This window comes from Vibrio sp. AH4, from assembly GCF_030710545.1.
GTDB lineage: Bacteria > Pseudomonadota > Gammaproteobacteria > Enterobacterales > Vibrionaceae > Vibrio > Vibrio metoecus.
In genome coordinates, this window is record NZ_JALAIV010000001.1 from 2509845 (window position 1) to 2535010 (window position 25166).

The 25166-nt window shown below is 53.4% G+C and carries 7 protein-coding genes; 3 read left to right on the plus strand and 4 right to left on the minus strand.

Translation table 11 applies throughout. The features are described 5' to 3' along the window. Positions 1-45 precede the first annotated feature (45 nt). Complete coding sequence (gene rlmF, locus MKA69_RS11645) at positions 46-1134, minus strand: 23S rRNA (adenine(1618)-N(6))-methyltransferase RlmF (RefSeq protein WP_305848098.1); 1089 nt, start codon at positions 1132-1134, stop codon at positions 46-48. After that, entirely contained in the window at positions 1131-1637 is a 507-nt protein-coding gene (locus tag MKA69_RS11650) for a M48 family metallopeptidase (protein WP_000553153.1), read from the minus strand. Before MKA69_RS11650 ends, rlmF begins: the two co-directional genes overlap by 4 nt. A gap of 172 nt (positions 1638-1809) precedes the next feature. Here MKA69_RS11650 and MKA69_RS11655 point away from each other — a divergent pair, with 172 nt between their 5' ends. Then, a complete protein-coding gene (locus MKA69_RS11655; RefSeq protein WP_000832721.1) occupies positions 1810-2043 on the plus strand; it encodes a glutaredoxin family protein in 234 nt (77 codons plus the stop codon). Positions 2044-2073: 30 nt separating this feature from the next. On the opposite strand, the gene MKA69_RS11660 is transcribed toward MKA69_RS11655, so the two are convergent. Then, positions 2074-2943 (minus strand): LysR family transcriptional regulator, encoded by an 870-nt coding sequence (locus MKA69_RS11660; protein WP_033932649.1) that lies wholly within the window; start codon positions 2941-2943, stop codon positions 2074-2076. A 105-nt stretch (positions 2944-3048) separates the two neighbouring features. Between MKA69_RS11660 and MKA69_RS11665 the strand changes: the two genes are divergently transcribed. Next, entirely contained in the window at positions 3049-4266 is a 1218-nt protein-coding gene (locus MKA69_RS11665) for an MFS transporter (RefSeq protein WP_305848099.1), read from the plus strand. Positions 4267-4322: 56 nt separating this feature from the next. Next, positions 4323-4871 carry a DUF1415 domain-containing protein gene (locus MKA69_RS11670; RefSeq protein ID WP_305848100.1) on the plus strand — a complete coding sequence of 183 codons (549 nt, stop codon included), beginning with the start codon at positions 4323-4325 and terminating at the stop codon, positions 4869-4871. 109 nt (positions 4872-4980) lie between these two features. On the opposite strand, the gene MKA69_RS11675 is transcribed toward MKA69_RS11670, so the two are convergent. After that, entirely contained in the window at positions 4981-25029 is a 20049-nt protein-coding gene (locus MKA69_RS11675) for an Ig-like domain-containing protein (RefSeq protein WP_305848249.1), read from the minus strand. Positions 25030-25166: the final 137 nt, after the last annotated feature.

Below are 25166 nucleotides of genomic sequence, written 5' to 3' on the forward strand. Positions count from 1 at the left end.
CGAACTGCATTTATGGATTAATGCTAGTCTGTTAACAACAGATTATCACTTTGTTTTCCACCACAGCTTGCGCTGCTCTGCATTTTGAAAACTCCAAGCAACAAAACGGCTGATCTTCTGTCCTTGTGCCATCTCTATTACATGTATCGACTGAGCGCCCAATTTTTCGAGCTGTTTTTTCATGCCGCGTACATTGTCACCCTTAGAAATCAGAGTGCTAAACCACAGCACTTGCTCGGCAAACTGCTGGCTTTCTACCGCCATTTTACCAATGAAAGCCGCTTCTCCTCCTGGGCACCATAACTCGGCTTTCTGACCACCAAAGTTTAACGCGGTACTTTGTACTGAGTTACGCGTTATTGTTCGGCCATTTTTACGTTGATTCGCTTGCAGATTGTGTTGTTTGCGTAAGGTACCTTGCTGTGCTTCGGCAAGTGATGCATGAAATGGCGGGTTGCATGTCGTCAGCGTATAACGCTCTCCCACTCTAATAATGCCTTGAAAGATATGCTGGCTATTATTTTGCAGGCGACACTCAATATGGCCTTGCAACGTTGAGTTGTTTTCAACAATCAAACTCGCCTGTTTAACTGAGACAGGATCGACATCACTCCCAACCCATGACCAGCCATATTCCGTTACACCGACAATCGGATAGATACAATTTGCGCCCACCCCAATATCTAGCGCTGTAACTTGCGAAGGGTTTAATTTTGGATTGTCCTTAAGCAGCAGATCGGCCACGCGATGAATATAATCCGCACGACCCGGAATGGGCGGGCATAAAAAGCCCTCTGGAATATCCCAATAGGTGACACCGTAATGCAGAGCCAAAAGCGCTTTATTGAGTAACTTGACCGCGACCGGATCGGAAAAATCAATCGTCCATTGCCCTTTGGGATTTTTCATCACATGGGATTGCAACTCTGGCACGACCTTAATCAGTGCCGGAAAATCATACTGCCCGCGGTGACGATTGCGTGGATGTAACCCAGATTTAACGGCAGCGACTTCCTCACCTTGTACTTTGTGGGTTGGCGGCTGCTTAGTTTGCTGCTTTTTCACAACTGGGTTATTGGCTTTCGGTTTTCGATTTGTTTTTTGCTCATGTTTTGGCTTAAGTGGAGTGTTCATGCTTTGCCTGCCTTGAGCTCTAGCACCATCATGTATAGCCGTGCATCCAGCTCTAACTGGTGATAATTCGGTTCCATATGGCAACAGAGCTGATAAAACGCTTTGTTGTGTTCTTTCTCTTTTAAATGCGCCAGTTCATGCACTACTAACATGCGCAGTAACGGTTCAGGTGCTTGTTTAAAGACATTGGCAATACGTATTTCATTTTTCGCTTTCAGTTTATTGCCATGCACCCGAGAAACGTAACTGTGTAACCCCAGCGCATTATTAATGAGATGAATTTTTCCGTCATACACCACTTTACTGAGCGGAGCCGTTTTCTTCATATACTGGTTTTTTAAAGCCATGGTGAAGTCAAACAGCGCTTTTTCACTCTGGATATCGTGCCGCTCAGGATAACGCTGCTCAAACCAAGGTATCAGCTTGTCGTTTGCGATCAGTTGAGCAACTTGTTCAACAATGTGTTGGGGATATCCCTGAATGTACTTCAGTGCAGGGTGCATACTCATTTCGCGTGCTCAGTTCGGGTTACAAAAAAGGTCGGCAAGTTTACTCAATTTCCACTCAAGAATCACCTACACCAATAAGTATGAGCGCTTCAAGTAGGAAGGGGATATTTGCATCTCTAGCCGACTCTCGTTACACTTTGCGCCCTTTGATTCATGAGAGATACCAATGAAACGCGTGGTTTTGTACATAAAAGATAAATGTCCACATTGCAAAGACGCCCAGCGTTATCTGGACTCAAAAGGCATTAAGTACCGCTTATGCAACGCAAAAATGGAACGCGGCCGCAAAGAGCTTGATGCTCTCGGCGCTCGCAGTGTTCCGGTACTAAAAATTGGTGATCGTTTGATGATCGGCTGGAACCACACCAATTTTGAACGTATCTACAGCAGTAAAGATTAATAGCAGCAAAGATGAATGCTCTTCTTGGCGCTAAACGTACTTTTTCACAAACTCGATGAAAGTACGATCGGCATTGGACAGATAACCTTCTTTACGCCAAGCCAATGCGAGATCAAGCCACACCGGCGGTTCAAACGGAATCGCCTTCACTTCCGGTTCATTGCTGGTTACCAACTCCAACAGCGCGGTAATCGCATACTCATGTTTCACTATGCTTAAAATCATAGGTAACAAATTGGTTTCAAAAGAAAAATCTGCTGTGAACTTATGTTCTCGGCACACTTTATCAATAAAGTCTCGGTGAAAATAACCGGGTTTAAACATCACCAGTTCATGCTCAAAAAACTCGGCAAAAGTAAGATAACGACGTTCAGCTAACTCATGATTTTTGCCAACCACAGCAACCATTTGCGAAGAGAGCAGCGGATCTGCTGCCAAATCGTCCGGCAGATCGTGATTCAAAATTACCCCAATATCCAACTCACCTGACAGCAGCATTTTACGGATCGATTGAGTACCCGCTTCAATCACGGTCATTTTCAGATTCGGAAAGTGGCTTTTAAACGCCATGATGATTTGCGGGAAAAAATAAGAGCCCATCATACTTGGCGCGCCAAGGCGTACCTCACCTTTCACGACGCCTTTAAGCTCATCGACCGCCAATTGAGCATCATTGACCTGTTGCAAAATGCGCTTGGCATGTTCAAGCAACACTTCACCTTCATGGGTCAACGCGACTTTTCTTTCATCTCTTTTGAATAAGGTAACACCGAGCTGCTGCTCAAATTTCTTAATCGAAATGCTCAGCGCCGGCTGCGCAATATGCAATTGCTGCGCGGCTAAGGTGAAACTTTCCCATTCTGCTACGGTCACAAAATGGCGCAATTGTCGAACTTCCATCATATATTCCGCATATCACAACCATAACTTTAATATATTTTATTAATCGAGATGCCACTGCTATCGTGATCACATCGCCACCTTTTCGCATCTCGGATCCGCTGTATGATTGAACTGCATTCTCCTCAATATTTAAAAGTGACCTTTGCCCTCGCTTTGGGTTCATTTTTAGTCTTCTGTAACCTTTATCTTTTCCAACCTATGCTGCCCTATCTCGCTCATCACTTTGCGGTTTCGGAAACCCAAATTAACTGGTTGTTTGCAGCGTCAACCTTAGCCTTATCACTTTGCCTCGTGCCTTGGGCAGTCACTTCGGAAGCCGTTGGGCGACGCTTAGTGATGCTGACCGGTTTATTTGCTATGCCAGTGATTGGCTTAGCCATGCTTTATGCCGAGCAGTTTTGGTTTTTGGTGCTCACCCGAGCTTTAATGGGCGTGGCTTTAGCGGCTTTTGCTTCGGTTGCGGTGGCGTACATGGTGGAAGAGCTTTCTCCGCAAGCGTTTGGTAAAGCGATTGGCGGATACATTGCCGCAAACTCACTGGGTGGTATTACCGGCCGAATTGCTGGAGGATTACTCACCGATGCCCTTGGTTGGCAACATGCGGTCGTTGCAATGGCCATCTTTACTCTGCTTGGCGCACTTTTGGTAGCGTATTTACTGCCCGTTCAACAGCATTTCAAACCGCAGCGTGGGCTGTTTTTCCATCACAACCGTGCGTTGGTCAAACATCTGCAAAACCGCACACTCTGGCTCGCTATGTTGATTGGCGGGGTTAACTTCGCGCTGTTTGTTAACCTCTATTCTGTTATGGGGTTCCGTTTAGTCGCCGAACCCTACTCACTACCGATTGGAATTGCTTCACTGATTTTCGTCTGTTATTTGGCTGGCACACTGAGCTCAAAGCTCACCGCCAACTGGAACCGGCGTTTCCCCGCGATTCCCGGCATGATGCTTGGCGCACTCATCAGTCTGGTGGGCATGCTGATTGCGCTGATTGAAGCGATACCCGCCATGTTGGTCGGTTTGATTTTGATTAGCTTCGGCGCCTTTTTCACCCATACTTTGGCTTACGCTTGGGTCAGTCAAAAAGCCACCCAAGCCAAAGCTACCGCGACCGCACTGTACTTGGTTCACTATTATATTGGCGGTAGTTTAGGCGGCTTTTATCTGCTGTACTGTTGGCAACACGGTGGCTGGGAAATGGTCACACTCGGCGGGTTGGGGCTTTACTTCGTCTTGTTTATCCTTGGTTGGCGCTTAAGCCAACAAAATAAACAAACGCCACAAGGCAGTCAGGCTTTGGTCAGCCCTTCAGCCTAAGTTGTGCTATGCTCTGCGCAAATTGATATAAACAAAACCTAAAATCTGAGCTCACCATGTCAATGGAAACCATCATTCAAGAAGTCGATCTCTGGCTTAATCAGGTCGTGATCGGCTTAAACTTATGCCCATTTGCCGCAAAACCACAGCGTAATCAGCAAATTAAAATCTATGTCAGTGAAGCCAGTGATGAAGAAGCACTGCTGCAACATATTTACGATCAATTGCTTGAGCTTGATACTAAAGAGCCGCAAGAGCTTGAAACGACTCTCGTCGTTGTCCCAAACCTGCTGCACGATTTTGTTGATTACAATTTTTACATCGACTGGGTGGAAGCGTTAATTCGCCAGCAAGACTGGGAAGGTGTGTTTCAAGTCGCAACGTTCCATCCTGATTACTGCTTTGCAGGCACAGATCCAGAGGATGATGAGAACCTCACCAACCGCTCACCCTACCCGATCTTTCACCTGATCCGTGAAGAGAGCATGGAAAAAGTGCTGAAACACTACCCAAATCCAGAAGCCATCCCAGAGACCAATATCGCAAGAGTCAGCAGCCTTTCTGCACAAGAAAGAAAACAGCTTTTCCCTTATCTGTTTCGCTAAACACATCCGCATATTGATGGCTAATCGTGCCAACTAATACGAAGTAGACTTCATACTCTCCAGAGACAAAAATCCCGCCAGTCGGCGGGATTTTTATTAAAGGCAAGTGCTAGTCTTCTTTAATCTGGATTATCGAAGCCAAGTCATTCATTAAGTCAGTCGCGGAGACTCCATCTAGTTGGATTGTGACTGAATCATTCCCCTGTCGCACTGTGAATGACGATGAATGATCATCACCCGTCACCGTTGATTTAATGCTTTCCAATAGTGCCGTCACATCTTGATCCGATGGATTATCGAACAAATCACTTAAATCAATCTTGTCTTGATGAATAGTAAAGTCGGTAATTCGATCTCTACCACCATCTAAATCTCCGGCAACCCATTTGAAGAGATCTTCACCTGAGCCACCAGTTAGGATGTCATTGCCAAGGCCACCGATCAGAACGTCGTTACCTGAATCACCACGTAAAACGTCATTACCACGACCTCCTGAAAGATAGTCATTATCCGCACCACCTCTGAGTGCATCGTTGCCATCACCGCCAATCAGAGTGTCATTACCCGCTCCGCCATAAGCGGCAAGGTTTCCACCTCCGCCATAAACGGTATCGTTACCACTACCTAAATTGACCGTATCAGTAGTTGGTTGAAGGTGAGAATCTTTCAATACACTATCTAGTAATTTACCATCCTGATCAGTAATCACGTCATTTTTCATAAACGCGCTATTCGCTAGCGTGGATTGTGATGGCGTGGAATTACTAGAGTTAGGAATTGAGCTACCAGTATAAACCGTATTATCCGCGCGACTAATACCTAACTCAATGTAATCGTTACTATCTCCTGAATGGATCACCAAGTCCGTATCAATCGTAACTCCGACATTTTGCACGGTATTACCCAAGGCATTACCTCCCTCCCAATAACCACTTAGAGAAATATTCAAGTTGGCATTATCACCATCGGTTTTGTTCAACAAGAAAGAATCGACACCGCCACCTCCTACATACTCATTAGGATGTAATACCGTAACCGGAATTGTCGCACTCGTCGTTGCACTATCTTGGTTACTGCTTTCAGTCGCCGTAGCTTCAACGGTAATATTGAAATTACCATGGTTCGGCGTCTTAATTTGTAAGCTGCTGTAATCCCATCCTGTAATATCTACCTCACCGTTTGAACCCACTGTAACTTCATGACCTTGATCGTCTTTCAATATCGAACCTTCTGGCATCCCTTTTAATTTAAGACTCAAGGTTTCAGAGGTATCGGTATCATTCAGTGACGTGGAAATTTCACTCAGTTTAATGAAATCTCCGCGGTAGCCCATATTATCAACAACTTTAAATGCCAAATTATCTAAAATCGCCCCATAGCTATCAGCGTTATCTCCTTCAAACAACAGACGATATTCCCCGGTTTGATCTATAGGAAGCGTGACTTTTTGATCTTTCAACCAGTCCGCATTGGTTGGATTGAAATCATAAAGCGTGATTGCTTCTGCCATGATAGGAACACCGTAAGCGTTCAGAGGAACAAGCTTAATGGTTAAACCTGAACTGTTCACAGAACCAGCACGAGCTGCAATATCAAACTCTAGCTCATAAAAGCGACCCGCTTGAGCATGAATATTGGTATACAGCGTCTTGTCACCGTTATTGAACTCAATTTCCATGACTTTATTTGTTGAAGAACCACCGGATACATAGATATTTTCGTAACCGATTTCAACTTTCCCGCTATTGTTGCTGGTATGCCATGTTCCAATCGTGTTCAAACCGTGAATCTGATTCGCAATCACGCCATCCCAACTGCCATTCAATCTCACATCCTCGAAATTGATTGCAGCAACAGAGGTATAGCCGTTGATAGTAAGGTTCGGTGCATCAGCCACCGCCTCGACATGGATGTTCAGTGTTCCGGTTGCTCCGGTATTGGTGGTATAGGTAATTTCTGGCAGTGAGCCGCTCCAGTTATCTTTTGGATCAAAGGTATAATCACCATTTGCCTTAAGCACTAGAGTACCTTCAGCCAGCTGATACGTCGTATTGCCAGCGGTATAAACCCCATTGACGCCCTCAACATGGAAACTGGTCACAGAGAGAGTGCTGTCTATATCGCTATCATTCGCCAGCACATTACCTGTCGCAATAGTATCTTCTGAGATCGACTTATGATCAGGTTGAGTAACCGTAGCATCATCAACAGGGGTGATGGTGATGGCTAGTGTGCTCGTTTTTCCAGTGTTGGTTGTGTAGGTAATAACTGGAACTTCACCATTCCAGTTATCTGCTGGCTTAAATGTGTAACTGCCATCCGAATTGAGCGTCAGTTCACCTTGCTCTAAACTAACAGGGCTACCCACTGCGTGAGAAGTGGCATCATTACCTACCGTGAAATGATCCACTGAGGTGTTTTTGCTTCCATCATTGGCTAACACATTACCCGCTACTTCGGAGTCTTCCAAACCAACCTTATGATCTTGGTTAGCATTGAAATCCGCCATCGTAACTCGGTTCACATTGATAGAAAGTAGCGCCGTTGAAGTATCACCATCGCCATCTTTCATGGTGTAAGTGAAAGTTTCGATTGCATCATTAGGAATCGAAGATGCATTCGCTGTCACTTGGTATGTGTAGCTACCATCAGCGAGTAGGATCAAATTACCATACAGACCCGCAATCATAGAGCCAACGCTGCCTGAAACACCGGAGCTCACGTGATTACCAGAGGCAGCTCCGACAATCGTCATATCGACATCTGCCCCAGAAACATCATTGGCTAATACGTTGCCTGATGTAGATGGCAATTCATACCCTTCACCAGGGCCAACACGAACAACTAATTCATAGCTATTCGTTGCGTTTTCACCCGTTCTAATTTCCGTCACGATTTGATTAGTGCCTGGGATCCTAAAGCCAATCACTTGCAAGGTATAGAGAGCCCCTGCATTTTCAAAAGTTACATTGGTATTACCAACTTTGATGATGTCTTTTGATGCTTCCGGATCATTGGTATTTGGTGTTTCGTTGTGATCAAAATTCAGCTTCAACGTCACAGGTGTGAGCACACCGTGAGCATCTGTCACGGAAAACGCAACATCCATACTCGCACTGGTAATCGCACCACCTGAATAAACGGGATAATTGTAATGAGTAAAAGTACCTAAAATAATATCTTGGTTTAAGGCGAACTCACCATTTAGAGCACTATCGTTATCGATAAATCCGTAGCCAGAGCTGTATGAACTGGCGGGTTGCCCCCAACGGATTTGGTCTTTACCGCTGTCATTATCTAAGCCGCCACCATTTGGTGCGTTGGTTCCATCAAACGTGGTTACGTTGGTACCATTACTCCATGATGTCCAGTTAGCAACCACACCAGATACCGTGAAACTGTCAACAACAATGTCTACTTCTCCACTATCATTAAGAGCCGTAGAAACATCATCGACAATTTTAACATCTAAGCTATCAGTGACCTGACTACCATCTACATCAATGACAGTAACAGAGATATGATCGGTATAGTCCGCGCCATTTGCATTAGTGGCTGAATCGTTATCCACATTGTCATTCAACGTATATTCATATTGAATCGTTCCACCAGTGAGATCACCACTGAACCCCGTCAAGGTTAGTTCACCATAAGGCGTTGAAATCGTTGCGTCAGAGGAGTTCAATGCAAGCAGTTCGGTCACATTGAAACTATGACCAGCAATAACTAAAGACGCTAATCCGTCAATAGAAGTAAAGCTAAAACTCCCTACTTTACTAAGAGCAGAGTTATCTGGTGACGAACCATCCGAAAGATTCGATTCATGAACAGTTAGTTCAGCATTCGCCCCATTCAACCCAGAAATACTAAGCGCTTCATCCACGTTGGTTTCGTTCAGCGTCACCTCGATGGTGTCTGTGGTGTCCGCGCCCGAACCGTCTGTGCCCGTCGCCGTCACCGTGATGGTGTGCGTGTTTCGGCCAGACTCGTAGTCGTTGGTGAACGCTTTCGCACCCGCCTCGGTCAGACTCACATTGCCGTTCGCATCCACCTGGTAGAACGGACGCTCTTTATTCACATCATCCGCCGCGTACACGTTGTGCTCTTGCGCGATGCTGTAACTGATGCTGTCGCCATCGGCGTCGGTCGCTGTGACTTTGCCCAGCGTTACACCCGCCGCCGTGCCTTCCGCATAGTTGAACGTCTCACTCTCTTTGGTGAAGACCGTGTCACTGTCGTTGACATTGGTTTCGTTCAGCGTCACCTCGATGGTGTCTGTGGTGTCCGCGCCCGAACCGTCTGTGCCCGTCGCCGTCACCGTGATGGTGTGCGTGTTTCGGCCAGACTCGTAGTCGTTGGTGAACGCTTTCGCACCCGCCTCGGTCAGACTCACATTGCCGTTCGCATCCACCTGGTAGAACGGACGCTCTTTATTCACATCATCCGCCGCGTACACGTTGTGCTCTTGCGCGATGCTGTAACTGATGCTGTCGCCATCGGCGTCGGTCGCTGTGACTTTGCCCAGCGTTACACCCGCCGCCGTGCCTTCCGCATAGTTGAACGTCTCACTCTCTTTGGTGAAGACCGTGTCACTGTCGTTGACATTGGTTTCGTTCAGCGTCACCTCGATGGTGTCTGTGGTGTCCGCGCCCGAACCGTCTGTGCCCGTCGCCGTCACCGTGATGGTGTGCGTGTTTCGGCCAGACTCGTAGTCGTTGGTGAACGCTTTCGCACCCGCCTCGGTCAGACTCACATTGCCGTTCGCATCCACCTGGTAGAACGGACGCTCTTTATTCACATCATCCGCCGCGTACACGTTGTGCTCTTGCGCGATGCTGTAACTGATGCTGTCGCCATCGGCGTCGGTCGCTGTGACTTTGCCCAGCGTTACACCCGCCGCCGTGCCTTCCGCATAGTTGAACGTCTCACTCTCTTTGGTGAAGACCGTGTCACTGTCGTTGACATTGGTTTCGTTCAGCGTCACCTCGATGGTGTCTGTGGTGTCCGCGCCCGAACCGTCTGTGCCCGTCGCCGTCACCGTGATGGTGTGCGTGTTTCGGCCAGACTCGTAGTCGTTGGTGAACGCTTTCGCACCCGCCTCGGTCAGACTCACATTGCCGTTCGCATCCACCTGGTAGAACGGACGCTCTTTATTCACATCATCCGCCGCGTACACGTTGTGCTCTTGCGCGATGCTGTAACTGATGCTGTCGCCATCGGCGTCGGTCGCTGTGACTTTGCCCAGCGTTACACCCGCCGCCGTGCCTTCCGCATAGTTGAACGTCTCACTCTCTTTGGTGAAGACCGTGTCACTGTCGTTGACATTGGTTTCGTTCAGCGTCACCTCGATGGTGTCTGTGGTGTCCGCGCCCGAACCGTCTGTGCCCGTCGCCGTCACCGTGATGGTGTGCGTGTTTCGGCCAGACTCGTAGTCGTTGGTGAACGCTTTCGCACCCGCCTCGGTCAGACTCACATTGCCGTTCGCATCCACCTGGTAGAACGGACGCTCTTTATTCACATCATCCGCCGCGTACACGTTGTGCTCTTGCGCGATGCTGTAACTGATGCTGTCGCCATCGGCGTCGGTCGCTGTGACTTTGCCCAGCGTTACACCCGCCGCCGTGCCTTCCGCATAGTTGAACGTCTCACTCTCTTTGGTGAAGACCGTGTCACTGTCGTTGACATTGGTTTCGTTCAGCGTCACCTCGATGGTGTCTGTGGTGTCCGCGCCCGAACCGTCTGTGCCCGTCGCCGTCACCGTGATGGTGTGCGTGTTTCGGCCAGACTCGTAGTCGTTGGTGAACGCTTTCGCACCCGCCTCGGTCAGACTCACATTGCCGTTCGCATCCACCTGGTAGAACGGACGCTCTTTATTCACATCATCCGCCGCGTACACGTTGTGCTCTTGCGCGATGCTGTAACTGATGCTGTCGCCATCGGCGTCGGTCGCTGTGACTTTGCCCAGCGTTACACCCGCCGCCGTGCCTTCCGCATAGTTGAACGTCTCACTCTCTTTGGTGAAGACCGTGTCACTGTCGTTGACATTGGTTTCGTTCAGCGTCACCTCGATGGTGTCTGTGGTGTCCGCGCCCGAACCGTCTGTGCCCGTCGCCGTCACCGTGATGGTGTGCGTGTTTCGGCCAGACTCGTAGTCGTTGGTGAACGCTTTCGCACCCGCCTCGGTCAGACTCACATTGCCGTTCGCATCCACCTGGTAGAACGGACGCTCTTTATTCACATCATCCGCCGCGTACACGTTGTGCTCTTGCGCGATGCTGTAACTGATGCTGTCGCCATCGGCGTCGGTCGCTGTGACTTTGCCCAGCGTTACACCCGCCGCCGTGCCTTCCGCATAGTTGAACGTCTCACTCTCTTTGGTGAAGACCGTGTCACTGTCGTTGACATTGGTTTCGTTCAGCGTCACCTCGATGGTGTCTGTGGTGTCCGCGCCCGAACCGTCTGTGCCCGTCGCCGTCACCGTGATGGTGTGCGTGTTTCGGCCAGACTCGTAGTCGTTGGTGAACGCTTTCGCACCCGCCTCGGTCAGACTCACATTGCCGTTCGCATCCACCTGGTAGAACGGACGCTCTTTATTCACATCATCCGCCGCGTACACGTTGTGCTCTTGCGCGATGCTGTAACTGATGCTGTCGCCATCGGCGTCGGTCGCTGTGACTTTGCCCAGCGTTACACCCGCCGCCGTGCCTTCCGCATAGTTGAACGTCTCACTCTCTTTGGTGAAGACCGTGTCACTGTCGTTGACATTGGTTTCGTTCAGCGTCACCTCGATGGTGTCTGTGGTGTCCGCGCCCGAACCGTCTGTGCCCGTCGCCGTCACCGTGATGGTGTGCGTGTTTCGGCCAGACTCGTAGTCGTTGGTGAACGCTTTCGCACCCGCCTCGGTCAGACTCACATTGCCGTTCGCATCCACCTGGTAGAACGGACGCTCTTTATTCACATCATCCGCCGCGTACACGTTGTGCTCTTGCGCGATGCTGTAACTGATGCTGTCGCCATCGGCGTCGGTCGCTGTGACTTTGCCCAGCGTTACACCCGCCGCCGTGCCTTCCGCATAGTTGAACGTCTCACTCTCTTTGGTGAAGACCGTGTCACTGTCGTTGACATTGGTTTCGTTCAGCGTCACCTCGATGGTGTCTGTGGTGTCCGCGCCCGAACCGTCTGTGCCCGTCGCCGTCACCGTGATGGTGTGCGTGTTTCGGCCAGACTCGTAGTCGTTGGTGAACGCTTTCGCACCCGCCTCGGTCAGACTCACATTGCCGTTCGCATCCACCTGGTAGAACGGACGCTCTTTATTCACATCATCCGCCGCGTACACGTTGTGCTCTTGCGCGATGCTGTAACTGATGCTGTCGCCATCGGCGTCGGTCGCTGTGACTTTGCCCAGCGTTACACCCGCCGCCGTGCCTTCCGCATAGTTGAACGTCTCACTCTCTTTGGTGAAGACCGTGTCACTGTCGTTGACATTGGTTTCGTTCAGCGTCACCTCGATGGTGTCTGTGGTGTCCGCGCCCGAACCGTCTGTGCCCGTCGCCGTCACCGTGATGGTGTGCGTGTTTCGGCCAGACTCGTAGTCGTTGGTGAACGCTTTCGCACCCGCCTCGGTCAGACTCACATTGCCGTTCGCATCCACCTGGTAGAACGGACGCTCTTTATTCACATCATCCGCCGCGTACACGTTGTGCTCTTGCGCGATGCTGTAACTGATGCTGTCGCCATCGGCGTCGGTCGCTGTGACTTTGCCCAGCGTTACACCCGCCGCCGTGCCTTCCGCATAGTTGAACGTCTCACTCTCTTTGGTGAAGACCGTGTCACTGTCGTTGACATTGGTTTCGTTCAGCGTCACCTCGATGGTGTCTGTGGTGTCCGCGCCCGAACCGTCTGTGCCCGTCGCCGTCACCGTGATGGTGTGCGTGTTTCGGCCAGACTCGTAGTCGTTGGTGAACGCTTTCGCACCCGCCTCGGTCAGACTCACATTGCCGTTCGCATCCACCTGGTAGAACGGACGCTCTTTATTCACATCATCCGCCGCGTACACGTTGTGCTCTTGCGCGATGCTGTAACTGATGCTGTCGCCATCGGCGTCGGTCGCTGTGACTTTGCCCAGCGTTACACCCGCCGCCGTGCCTTCCGCATAGTTGAACGTCTCACTCTCTTTGGTGAAGACCGTGTCACTGTCGTTGACATTGGTTTCGTTCAGCGTCACCTCGATGGTGTCTGTGGTGTCCGCGCCCGAACCGTCTGTGCCCGTCGCCGTCACCGTGATGGTGTGCGTGTTTCGGCCAGACTCGTAGTCGTTGGTGAACGCTTTCGCACCCGCCTCGGTCAGACTCACATTGCCGTTCGCATCCACCTGGTAGAACGGACGCTCTTTATTCACATCATCCGCCGCGTACACGTTGTGCTCTTGCGCGATGCTGTAACTGATGCTGTCGCCATCGGCGTCGGTCGCTGTGACTTTGCCCAGCGTTACACCCGCCGCCGTGCCTTCCGCATAGTTGAACGTCTCACTCTCTTTGGTGAAGACCGTGTCACTGTCGTTGACATTGGTTTCGTTCAGCGTCACCTCGATGGTGTCTGTGGTGTCCGCGCCCGAACCGTCTGTGCCCGTCGCCGTCACCGTGATGGTGTGCGTGTTTCGGCCAGACTCGTAGTCGTTGGTGAACGCTTTCGCACCCGCCTCGGTCAGACTCACATTGCCGTTCGCATCCACCTGGTAGAACGGACGCTCTTTATTCACATCATCCGCCGCGTACACGTTGTGCTCTTGCGCGATGCTGTAACTGATGCTGTCGCCATCGGCGTCGGTCGCTGTGACTTTGCCCAGCGTTACACCCGCCGCCGTGCCTTCCGCATAGTTGAACGTCTCACTCTCTTTGGTGAAGACCGTGTCACTGTCGTTGACATTGGTTTCGTTCAGCGTCACCTCGATGGTGTCTGTGGTGTCCGCGCCCGAACCGTCTGTGCCCGTCGCCGTCACCGTGATGGTGTGCGTGTTTCGGCCAGACTCGTAGTCGTTGGTGAACGCTTTCGCACCCGCCTCGGTCAGACTCACATTGCCGTTCGCATCCACCTGGTAGAACGGACGCTCTTTATTCACATCATCCGCCGCGTACACGTTGTGCTCTTGCGCGATGCTGTAACTGATGCTGTCGCCATCGGCGTCGGTCGCTGTGACTTTGCCCAGCGTTACACCCGCCGCCGTGCCTTCCGCATAGTTGAACGTCTCACTCTCTTTGGTGAAGACCGTGTCACTGTCGTTGACATTGGTTTCGTTCAGCGTCACCTCGATGGTGTCTGTGGTGTCCGCGCCCGAACCGTCTGTGCCCGTCGCCGTCACCGTGATGGTGTGCGTGTTTCGGCCAGACTCGTAGTCGTTGGTGAACGCTTTCGCACCCGCCTCGGTCAGACTCACATTGCCGTTCGCATCCACCTGGTAGAACGGACGCTCTTTATTCACATCATCCGCCGCGTACACGTTGTGCTCTTGCGCGATGCTGTAACTGATGCTGTCGCCATCGGCGTCGGTCGCTGTGACTTTGCCCAGCGTTACACCCGCCGCCGTGCCTTCCGCATAGTTGAACGTCTCACTCTCTTTGGTGAAGACCGTGTCACTGTCGTTGACATTGGTTTCGTTCAGCGTCACCTCGATGGTGTCTGTGGTGTCCGCGCCCGAACCGTCTGTGCCCGTCGCCGTCACCGTGATGGTGTGCGTGTTTCGGCCAGACTCGTAGTCGTTGGTGAACGCTTTCGCACCCGCCTCGGTCAGACTCACATTGCCGTTCGCATCCACCTGGTAGAACGGACGCTCTTTATTCACATCATCCGCCGCGTACACGTTGTGCTCTTGCGCGATGCTGTAACTGATGCTGTCGCCATCGGCGTCGGTCGCTGTGACTTTGCCCAGCGTTACACCCGCCGCCGTGCCTTCCGCATAGTTGAACGTCTCACTCTCTTTGGTGAAGACCGTGTCACTGTCGTTGACATTGGTTTCGTTCAGCGTCACCTCGATGGTGTCTGTGGTGTCCGCGCCCGAACCGTCTGTGCCCGTCGCCGTCACCGTGATGGTGTGCGTGTTTCGGCCAGACTCGTAGTCGTTGGTGAACGCTTTCGCACCCGCCTCGGTCAGACTCACATTGCCGTTCGCATCCACCTGGTAGAACGGACGCTCTTTATTCACATCATCCGCCGCGTACACGTTGTGCTCTTGCGCGATGCTGTAACTGATGCTGTCGCCATCGGCGTCGGTCGCTGTGACTTTGCCCAGCGTTACACCCGCCGCCGTGCCTTCCGCATAGTTGAACGTCTCACTCTCTTTGGTGAAGACCGTGTCACTGTCGTTGACATTGGTTTCGTTCAGCGTCACCTCGATGGTGTCTGTGGTGTCCGCGCCCGAACCGTCTGTGCCCGTCGCCGTCACCGTGATGGTGTGCGTGTTTCGGCCAGACTCGTAGTCGTTGGTGAACGCTTTCGCACCCGCCTCGGTCAGACTCACATTGCCGTTCGCATCCACCTGGTAGAACGGACGCTCTTTATTCACATCATCCGCCGCGTACACGTTGTGCTCTTGCGCGATGCTGTAACTGATGCTGTCGCCATCGGCGTCGGTCGCTGTGACTTTGCCCAGCGTTACACCCGCCGCCGTGCCTTCCGCATAGTTGAACGTCTCACTCTCTTTGGTGAAGACCGTGTCACTGTCGTTGACATTGGTTTCGTTCAGCGTCACCTCGATGGTGTCTGTGGTGTCCGCGCCCGAACCGTCTGTGCCCGTCGCCGTCACCGTGATGGTGTGCGTGTTTCGGCCAGACTCGTAGTCGTTGGTGAACGCTTTCGCACCCGCCTCGGTCAGACTCACATTGCCGTTCGCATCCACCTGGTAGAACGGACGCTCTTTATTCACATCATCCGCCGCGTACACGTTGTGCTCTTGCGCGATGCTGTAACTGATGCTGTCGCCATCGGCGTCGGTCGCTGTGACTTTGCCCAGCGTTACACCCGCCGCCGTGCCTTCCGCATAGTTGAACGTCTCACTCTCTTTGGTGAAGACCGTGTCACTGTCGTTGACATTGGTTTCGTTCAGCGTCACCTCGATGGTGTCTGTGGTGTCCGCGCCCGAACCGTCTGTGCCCGTCGCCGTCACCGTGATGGTGTGCGTGTTTCGGCCAGACTCGTAGTCGTTGGTGAACGCTTTCGCACCCGCCTCGGTCAGACTCACATTGCCGTTCGCATCCACCTGGTAGAACGGACGCTCTTTATTCACATCATCCGCCGCGTACACGTTGTGCTCTTGCGCGATGCTGTAACTGATGCTGTCGCCATCGGCGTCGGTCGCTGTGACTTTGCCCAGCGTTACACCCGCCGCCGTGCCTTCCGCATAGTTGAACGTCTCACTCTCTTTGGTGAAGACCGTGTCACTGTCGTTGACATTGGTTTCGTTCAGCGTCACCTCGATGGTGTCTGTGGTGTCCGCGCCCGAACCGTCTGTGCCCGTCGCCGTCACCGTGATGGTGTGCGTGTTTCGGCCAGACTCGTAGTCGTTGGTGAACGCTTTCGCACCCGCCTCGGTCAGACTCACATTGCCGTTCGCATCCACCTGGTAGAACGGACGCTCTTTATTCACATCATCCGCCGCGTACACGTTGTGCTCTTGCGCGATGCTGTAACTGATGCTGTCGCCATCGGCGTCGGTCGCTGTGACTTTGCCCAGCGTTACACCCGCCGCCGTGCCTTCCGCATAGTTGAACGTCTCACTCTCTTTGGTGAAGACCGTGTCACTGTCGTTGACATTGGTTTCGTTCAGCGTCACCTCGATGGTGTCTGTGGTGTCCGCGCCCGAACCGTCTGTGCCCGTCGCCGTCACCGTGATGGTGTGCGTGTTTCGGCCAGACTCGTAGTCGTTGGTGAACGCTTTCGCACCCGCCTCGGTCAGACTCACATTGCCGTTCGCATCCACCTGGTAGAACGGACGCTCTTTATTCACATCATCCGCCGCGTACACGTTGTGCTCTTGCGCGATGCTGTAACTGATGCTGTCGCCATCGGCGTCGGTCGCTGTGACTTTGCCCAGCGTTACACCCGCCGCCGTGCCTTCCGCATAGTTGAACGTCTCACTCTCTTTGGTGAAGACCGTGTCACTGTCGTTGACATTGGTTTCGTTCAGCGTCACCTCGATGGTGTCTGTGGTGTCCGCGCCCGAACCGTCTGTGCCCGTCGCCGTCACCGTGATGGTGTGCGTGTTTCGGCCAGACTCGTAGTCGTTGGTGAACGCTTTCGCACCCGCCTCGGTCAGACTCACATTGCCGTTCGCATCCACCTGGTAGAACGGACGCTCTTTATTCACATCATCCGCCGCGTACACGTTGTGCTCTTGCGCGATGCTGTAACTGATGCTGTCGCCATCGGCGTCGGTCGCTGTGACTTTGCCCAGCGTTACACCCGCCGCCGTGCCTTCCGCATAGTTGAACGTCTCACTCTCTTTGGTGAAGACCGTGTCACTGTCGTTGACATTGGTTTCGTTCAGCGTCACCTCGATGGTGTCTGTGGTGTCCGCGCCCGAACCGTCTGTGCCCGTCGCCGTCACCGTGATGGTGTGCGTGTTTCGGCCAGACTCGTAGTCGTTGGTGAACGCTTTCGCACCCGCCTCGGTCAGACTCACATTGCCGTTCGCATCCACCTGGTAGAACGGACGCTCTTTATTCACATCATCCGCCGCGTACACGTTGTGCTCTTGCGCGATGCTGTAACTGATGCTGTCGCCATCGGCGTCGGTCGCTGTGACTTTGCCCAGCGTTACACCCGCCGCCGTGCCTTCCGCATAGTTGAACGTCTCACTCTCTTTGGTGAAGACCGTGTCACTGTCGTTGACATTGGTTTCGTTCAGCGTCACCTCGATGGTGTCTGTGGTGTCCGCGCCCGAACCGTCTGTGCCCGTCGCCGTCACCGTGATGGTGTGCGTGTTTCGGCCAGACTCGTAGTCGTTGGTGAACGCTTTCGCACCCGCCTCGGTCAGACTCACATTGCCGTTCGCATCCACCTGGTAGAACGGACGCTCTTTATTCACATCATCCGCCGCGTACACGTTGTGCTCTTGCGCGATGCTGTAACTGATGCTGTCGCCATCGGCGTCGGTCGCTGTGACTTTGCCCAGCGTTACACCCGCCGCCGTGCCTTCCGCATAGTTGAACGTCTCACTCTCTTTGGTGAAGACCGTGTCACTGTCGTTGACATTGGTTTCGTTCAGCGTCACCTCGATGGTGTCTGTGGTGTCCGCGCCCGAACCGTCTGTGCCCGTCGCCGTCACCGTGATGGTGTGCGTGTTTCGGCCAGACTCGTAGTCGTTGGTGAACGCTTTCGCACCCGCCTCGGTCAGACTCACATTGCCGTTCGCATCCACCTGGTAGAACGGACGCTCTTTATTCACATCATCCGCCGCGTACACGTTGTGCTCTTGCGCGATGCTGTAACTGATGCTGTCGCCATCGGCGTCGGTCGCTGTGACTTTGCCCAGCGTTACACCCGCCGCCGTGCCTTCCGCATAGTTGAACGTCTCACTCTCTTTGGTGAAGACCGTGTCACTGTCGTTGACATTGGTTTCGTTCAGCGTCACCTCGATGGTGTCTGTGGTGTCCGCGCCCGAACCGTCTGTGCCCGTCGCCGTCACCGTGATGGTGTGCGTGTTTCGGCCAGACTCGTAGTCGTTGGTGAACGCTTTCGCACCCGCCTCGGTCAGACTCACATTGCCGTTCGCATCCACCTGGTAGAACGGACGCTCTTTATTCACATCATCCGCCGCGTACACGTTGTGCTCTTGCGCGATGCTGTAACTGATGCTGTCGCCATCGGCGTCGGTCGCTGTGACTTTGCCCAGCGTTACACCCGCCGCCGTGCCTTCCGCATAGTTGAACGTCTCACTCTCTTTGGTGAAGACCGTGTCACTGTCGTTGACATTGGTTTCGTTCAGCGTCACCTCGATGGTGTCTGTGGTGTCCGCGCCCGAACCGTCTGTGCCCGTCGCCGTCACCGTGATGGTGTGCGTGTTTCGGCCAGACTCGTAGTCGTTGGTGAACGCTTTCGCACCCGCCTCGGTCAGACTCACATTGCCGTTCGCATCCACCTGGTAGAACGGACGCTCTTTATTCACATCATCCGCCGCGTACACGTTGTGCTCTTGCGCGATGCTGTAACTGATGCTGTCGCCATCGGCGTCGGTCGCTGTGACTTTGCCCAGCGTTACACCCGCCGCCGTGCCTTCCGCATAGTTGAACGTCTCACTCTCTTTGGTGAAGACCGTGTCACTGTCGTTGACATTGGTTTCGTTCAGCGTCACCTCGATGGTGTCTGTGGTGTCCGCGCCCGAACCGTCTGTGCCCGTCGCCGTCACCGTGATGGTGTGCGTGTTTCGGCCAGACTCGTAGTCGTTGGTGAACGCTTTCGCACCCGCCTCGGTCAGACTCACATTGCCGTTCGCATCCACCTGGTAGAACGGACGCTCTTTATTCACATCATCCGCCGCGTACACGTTGTGCTCTTGCGCGATGCTGTAACTGATGCTGTCGCCATCGGCGTCGGTCGCTGTGACTTTGCCCAGCGTTACACCCGCCGCCGTGCCTTCCGCATAGTTGAACGTCTCACTCTCTTTGGTGAAGACCGTGTCACTGTCGTTGACATTGGTTTCGTTCAGCGTCACCTCGATGGTGTCTGTGGTGTCCGCGCCCGAACCGTCTGTGCCCGTCGCCGTCACCGTGATGGTGTGCGTGTTTCGGCCAGACTCGTAGTCGTTGGTGAACGCTTTCGCACCCGCCTCGGTCAGACTCACATTGCCGTTCGCATCCACCTGGTAGAACGGACGCTCTTTATTCACATCATCCGCCGCGTACACGTTGTGCTCTTGCGCGATGCTGTAACTGATGCTGTCGCCATCGGCGTCGGTCGCTGTGACTTTGCCCAGCGTTACACCCGCCGCCGTGCCTTCCGCATAGTTGAACGTCTCACTCTCTTTGGTGAAGACCGTGTCACTGTCGTTGACATTGGTTTCGTTCAGCGTCACCTCGATGGTGTCTGTGGTGTCCGCGCCCGAACCGTCTGTGCCCGTCGCCGTCACCGTGATGGTGTGCGTGTTTCGGCCAGACTCGTAGTCGTTGGTGAACGCTTTCGCACCCGCCTCGGTCAGACTCACATTGCCGTTCGCATCCACCTGGTAGAACGGACGCTCTTTATTCACATCATCCGCCGCGTACACGTTGTGCTCTTGCGCGATGCTGTAACTGATGCTGTCGCCATCGGCGTCGGTCGCTGTGACTTTGCCCAGCGTTACACCCGCCGCCGTGCCTTCCGCATAGTTGAACGTCTCACTCTCTTTGGTGAAGACCGTGTCACTGTCGTTGACATTGGTTTCGTTCAGCGTCACCTCGATGGTGTCTGTGGTGTCCGCGCCCGAACCGTCTGTGCCCGTCGCCGTCACCGTGATGGTGTGCGTGTTTCGGCCAGACTCGTAGTCGTTGGTGAACGCTTTCGCACCCGCCTCGGTCAGACTCACATTGCCGTTCGCATCCACCTGGTAGAACGGACGCTCTTTATTCACATCATCCGCCGCGTACACGTTGTGCTCTTGCGCGATGCTGTAACTGATGCTGTCGCCATCGGCGTCGGTCGCTGTGACTTTGCCCAGCGTTACACCCGCCGCCGTGCCTTCCGCATAGTTGAACGTCTCACTCTCTTTGGTGAAGACCGTGTCACTGTCGTTGACATTGGTTTCGTTCAGCGTCACCTCGATGGTGTCTGTGGTGTCCGCGCCCGAACCGTCTGTGCCCGTCGCCGTCACCGTGATGGTGTGCGTGTTTCGGCCAGACTCGTAGTCGTTGGTGAACGCTTTCGCACCCGCCTCGGTCAGACTCACATTGCCGTTCGCATCCACCTGGTAGAACGGACGCTCTTTATTCACATCATCCGCCGCGTACACGTTGTGCTCTTGCGCGATGCTGTAACTGATGCTGTCGCCATCGGCGTCGGTCGCTGTGACTTTGCCCAGCGTTACACCCGCCGCCGTGCCTTCCGCATAGTTGAACGTCTCACTCTCTTTGGTGAAGACCGTGTCACTGTCGTTGACATTGGTTTCGTTCAGCGTCACCTCGATGGTGTCTGTGGTGTCCGCGCCCGAACCGTCTGTGCCCGTCGCCGTCACCGTGATGGTGTGCGTGTTTCGGCCAGACTCGTAGTCGTTGGTGAACGCTTTCGCACCCGCCTCGGTCAGACTCACATTGCCGTTCGCATCCACCTGGTAGAACGGACGCTCTTTATTCACATCATCCGCCGCGTACACGTTGTGCTCTTGCGCGATGCTGTAACTGATGCTGTCGCCATCGGCGTCGGTCGCTGTGACTTTGCCCAGCGTTACACCCGCCGCCGTGCCTTCCGCATAGTTGAACGTCTCACTCTCTTTGGTGAAGACCGTGTCACTGTCGTTGACATTGGTTTCGTTCAGCGTCACCTCGATGGTGTCTGTGGTGTCCGCGCCCGAACCGTCTGTGCCCGTCGCCGTCACCGTGATGGTGTGCGTGTTTCGGCCAGACTCGTAGTCGTTGGTGAACGCTTTCGCACCCGCCTCGGTCAGACTCACATTGCCGTTCGCATCCACCTGGTAGAACGGACGCTCTTTATTCACATCATCCGCCGCGTACACGTTGTGCTCTTGCGCGATGCTGTAACTGATGCTGTCGCCATCGGCGTCGGTCGCTGTGACTTTGCCCAGCGTTACACCCGCCGCCGTGCCTTCCGCATAGTTGAACGTCTCACTCTCTTTGGTGAAGACCGTGTCACTGTCGTTGACATTGGTTTCGTTCAGCGTCACCTCGATGGTGTCTGTGGTGTCCGCGCCCGAACCGTCTGTGCCCGTCGCCGTCACCGTGATGGTGTGCGTGTTTCGGCCAGACTCGTAGTCGTTGGTGAACGCTTTCGCACCCGCCTCGGTCAGACTCACATTGCCGTTCGCATCCACCTGGTAGAACGGACGCTCTTTATTCACATCATCCGCCGCGTACACGTTGTGCTCTTGCGCGATGCTGTAACTGATGCTGTCGCCATCGGCGTCGGTCGCTGTGACTTTGCCCAGCGTTACACCCGCCGCCGTGCCTTCCGCATAGTTGAACGTCTCACTCTCTTTGGTGAAGACCGTGTCACTGTCGTTGACATTGGTTTCGTTCAGCGTCACCTCGATGGTGTCTGTGGTGTCCGCGCCCGAACCGTCTGTGCCCGTCGCCGTCACCGTGATGGTGTGCGTGTTTCGGCCAGACTCGTAGTCGTTGGTGAACGCTTTCGCACCCGCCTCGGTCAGACTCACATTGCCGTTCGCATCCACCTGGTAGAACGGACGCTCTTTATTCACATCATCCGCCGCGTACACGTTGTGCTCTTGCGCGATGCTGTAACTGATGCTGTCGCCATCGGCGTCGGTCGCTGTGACTTTGCCCAGCGTTACACCCGCCGCCGTGCCTTCCGCATAGTTGAACGTCTCACTCTCTTTGGTGAAGACCGTGTCACTGTCGTTGACATTGGTTTCGTTCAGCGTCACCTCGATGGTGTCTGTGGTGTCCGCGCCCGAACCGTCTGTGCCCGTCGCCGTCACCGTGATGGTGTGCGTGTTTCGGCCAGACTCGTAGTCGTTGGTGAACGCTTTCGCACCCGCCTCGGTCAGACTCACATTGCCGTTCGCATCCACCTGGTAGAACGGACGCTCTTTATTCACATCATCCGCCGCGTACACGTTGTGCTCTTGCGCGATGCTGTAACTGATGCTGTCGCCATCGGCGTCGGTCGCTGTGACTTTGCCCAGCGTTACACCCGCCGCCGTGCCTTCCGCATAGTTGAACGTCTCACTCTCTTTGGTGAAGACCGTGTCACTGTCGTTGACATTGGTTTCGTTCAGCGTCACCTCGATGGTGTCTGTGGTGTCCGCGCCCGAACCGTCTGTGCCCGTCGCCGTCACCGTGATGGTGTGCGTGTTTCGGCCAGACTCGTAGTCGTTGGTGAACGCTTTCGCACCCGCCTCGGTCAGACTCACATTGCCGTTCGCATCCACCTGGTAGAACGGACGCTCTTTATTCACATCATCCGCCGCGTACACGTTGTGCTCTTGCGCGATGCTGTAACTGATGCTGTCGCCATCGGCGTCGGTCGCTGTGACTTTGCCCAGCGTTACACCCGCCGCCGTGCCTTCCGCATAGTTGAACGTCTCACTCTCTTTGGTGAAGACCGTGTCACTGTCGTTCACGTTTGTCAGGTTGAGTGTGATGTTCGCGGTATCGGTGTTCACCCCATCGGTCGTCTCAACGGTCAGAACGATGGATGTCGCGCTTTCGTAGTCCACTTTTGTGGTGTCGAGCACGATAATCTTACCGGTATCAGGGTCAATGCTGAACGCGCCGTCTTCACTGGTGGTGCTGCGGGTGTTGTCGCGGTGCACGAAGGTGTATTGCAGTGCTTCACCATCGAGGTCGGTATCGTTGCCGGTGCGCGCTTCCTGCACATCGTACACTTCGGTGCCGTTCGTTATGCTCTCTGGCACGTTATTCACAGTCGCGTCGTTGATGACCGGCGCGTTGTCGTTCTCGTTCGTCAGGTTGAGTGTGATGTCTGCGGTGTCTGTGTTCACGCCGTCGGTCGTTTCGACTTTCAGGACGATGGACCTGGCACTCTCGTAGTCCACCTTGGTGGTATCGAGCACGGTGATCTTACCGGTGGCGGGGTCGATGCTGAACGCGCCGTCTTCACTGGTCGTGCTGCGGGTGTTGTCGCGGTGCACGAAGGTGTATTGCAGTGCTTCACCATCGAGGTCGGTGTCGTTGCCAGTGCGCGCTTCCTGGACGTCGTACACTTCGGTGCCGTTCGCGATGCTCTCTGACACGTTATTCACGGTCGCGTCGTCGATGACCGGCGCGTTGTCGTTCTCGTTCGTCAGGTTGAGTGTGATGTCTGCCGTGTCTGTGTTCACGCCGTCGGTCGTTTCGACTTTCAGGACGATGGACGTGGCACTCTCGTAGTCCACCTTGGTGGTATCGAGCACGGTGATCTTACCGGTGGCGGGGTCGATGCTGAACGCGCCGTCTTCACTGGTCGTGCTGCGGGTGTTGTCGCGGTGCACGAAGGTGTATTGCAGTGCTTCACCATCGAGGTCGGTGTCGTTGCCGGTGCGCGCTTCCTGGACGTCGTACACTTCGGTGCCGTTCGCGATGCTCTCTGACACGTTATTCACGGTCGCGTCGTCGATGACTGGCGCGTTGTCATCCACGATGGTCGCTGTTCCGATAATAGCCGTCTCTTGAGTAGCACTTTTTCCACTCAGTGTGAAGGTCTCATTTCCTTCGTAAATGCCGTCATCGGCAGTCGAAACTTGAACGCTAAAGCTGTTTGTATTGGTCGGAACAGCCACTTGGAAAGTGCCATCTTGATTAACTGGCACTGTCTGGCTCACACCATTAATGACAACGATGACTGAGGTACCATTGAAATCGACATCTTTGGTAGCGGTACCACTAGCCAGTGTCAACACGATTGTAGTTTCAGTGCTAATAGTACCTGATAGGTTTACAGAGAAGGTATTGTTGCTGCCTTCGGCTGCACTATCTCCTGTGATTGTATTAATTACAATTGGAGAGTCAGGTTCTTCTGCTACAACTGGAATAATGGGAGCAGTGGGAGCTTGAAGCAGGTTCAGCAAACTCAAACTTTGCGTTCTTGAAAGTCCTAGTGCTTCAAAGCCTGCTGTATCAAATTGGGTAGCGGCAATAATTTCTGTACCATCACGGTCAATTGAAGCGGCTGTTGTCAGTGCAGAGCCTTGAACTCCGCCTGCGGCTGGGGCTAGGTCCTCCCCTAATGCGGTAGGATCGGCGCCTTGTTCTAGAGCCGTTAAAATCTGCTCAATATCATTGGTTATAGGTTGGGTATTGCCTTGAGCATCCGCAAGTTGCGCGCTAAGTTTGGCTTGTTCACCGGGAACTAGGCTACTACCGTTGGGATCTAGGATGATCGCGCCTTCTGGCACTGGTTCACCTGAATTGATTACCGTAACATTTCCATTTCTATCAATAACAAGCAACTGGTTGGCTGCCAGATTCGTTAAAGACAACAAAGCATGAATTCCCATAGATAGCCTCAAACTCTAGTACTTTTAAGTGTCTTGCTTGTTGACACTTTTCCTTTGCCACAAAATCAATACAGAACTAATGTTAACTTTAGTTAAGAATCCATTTAAAATTCCGCGCGACACGCTCGCTCACATCA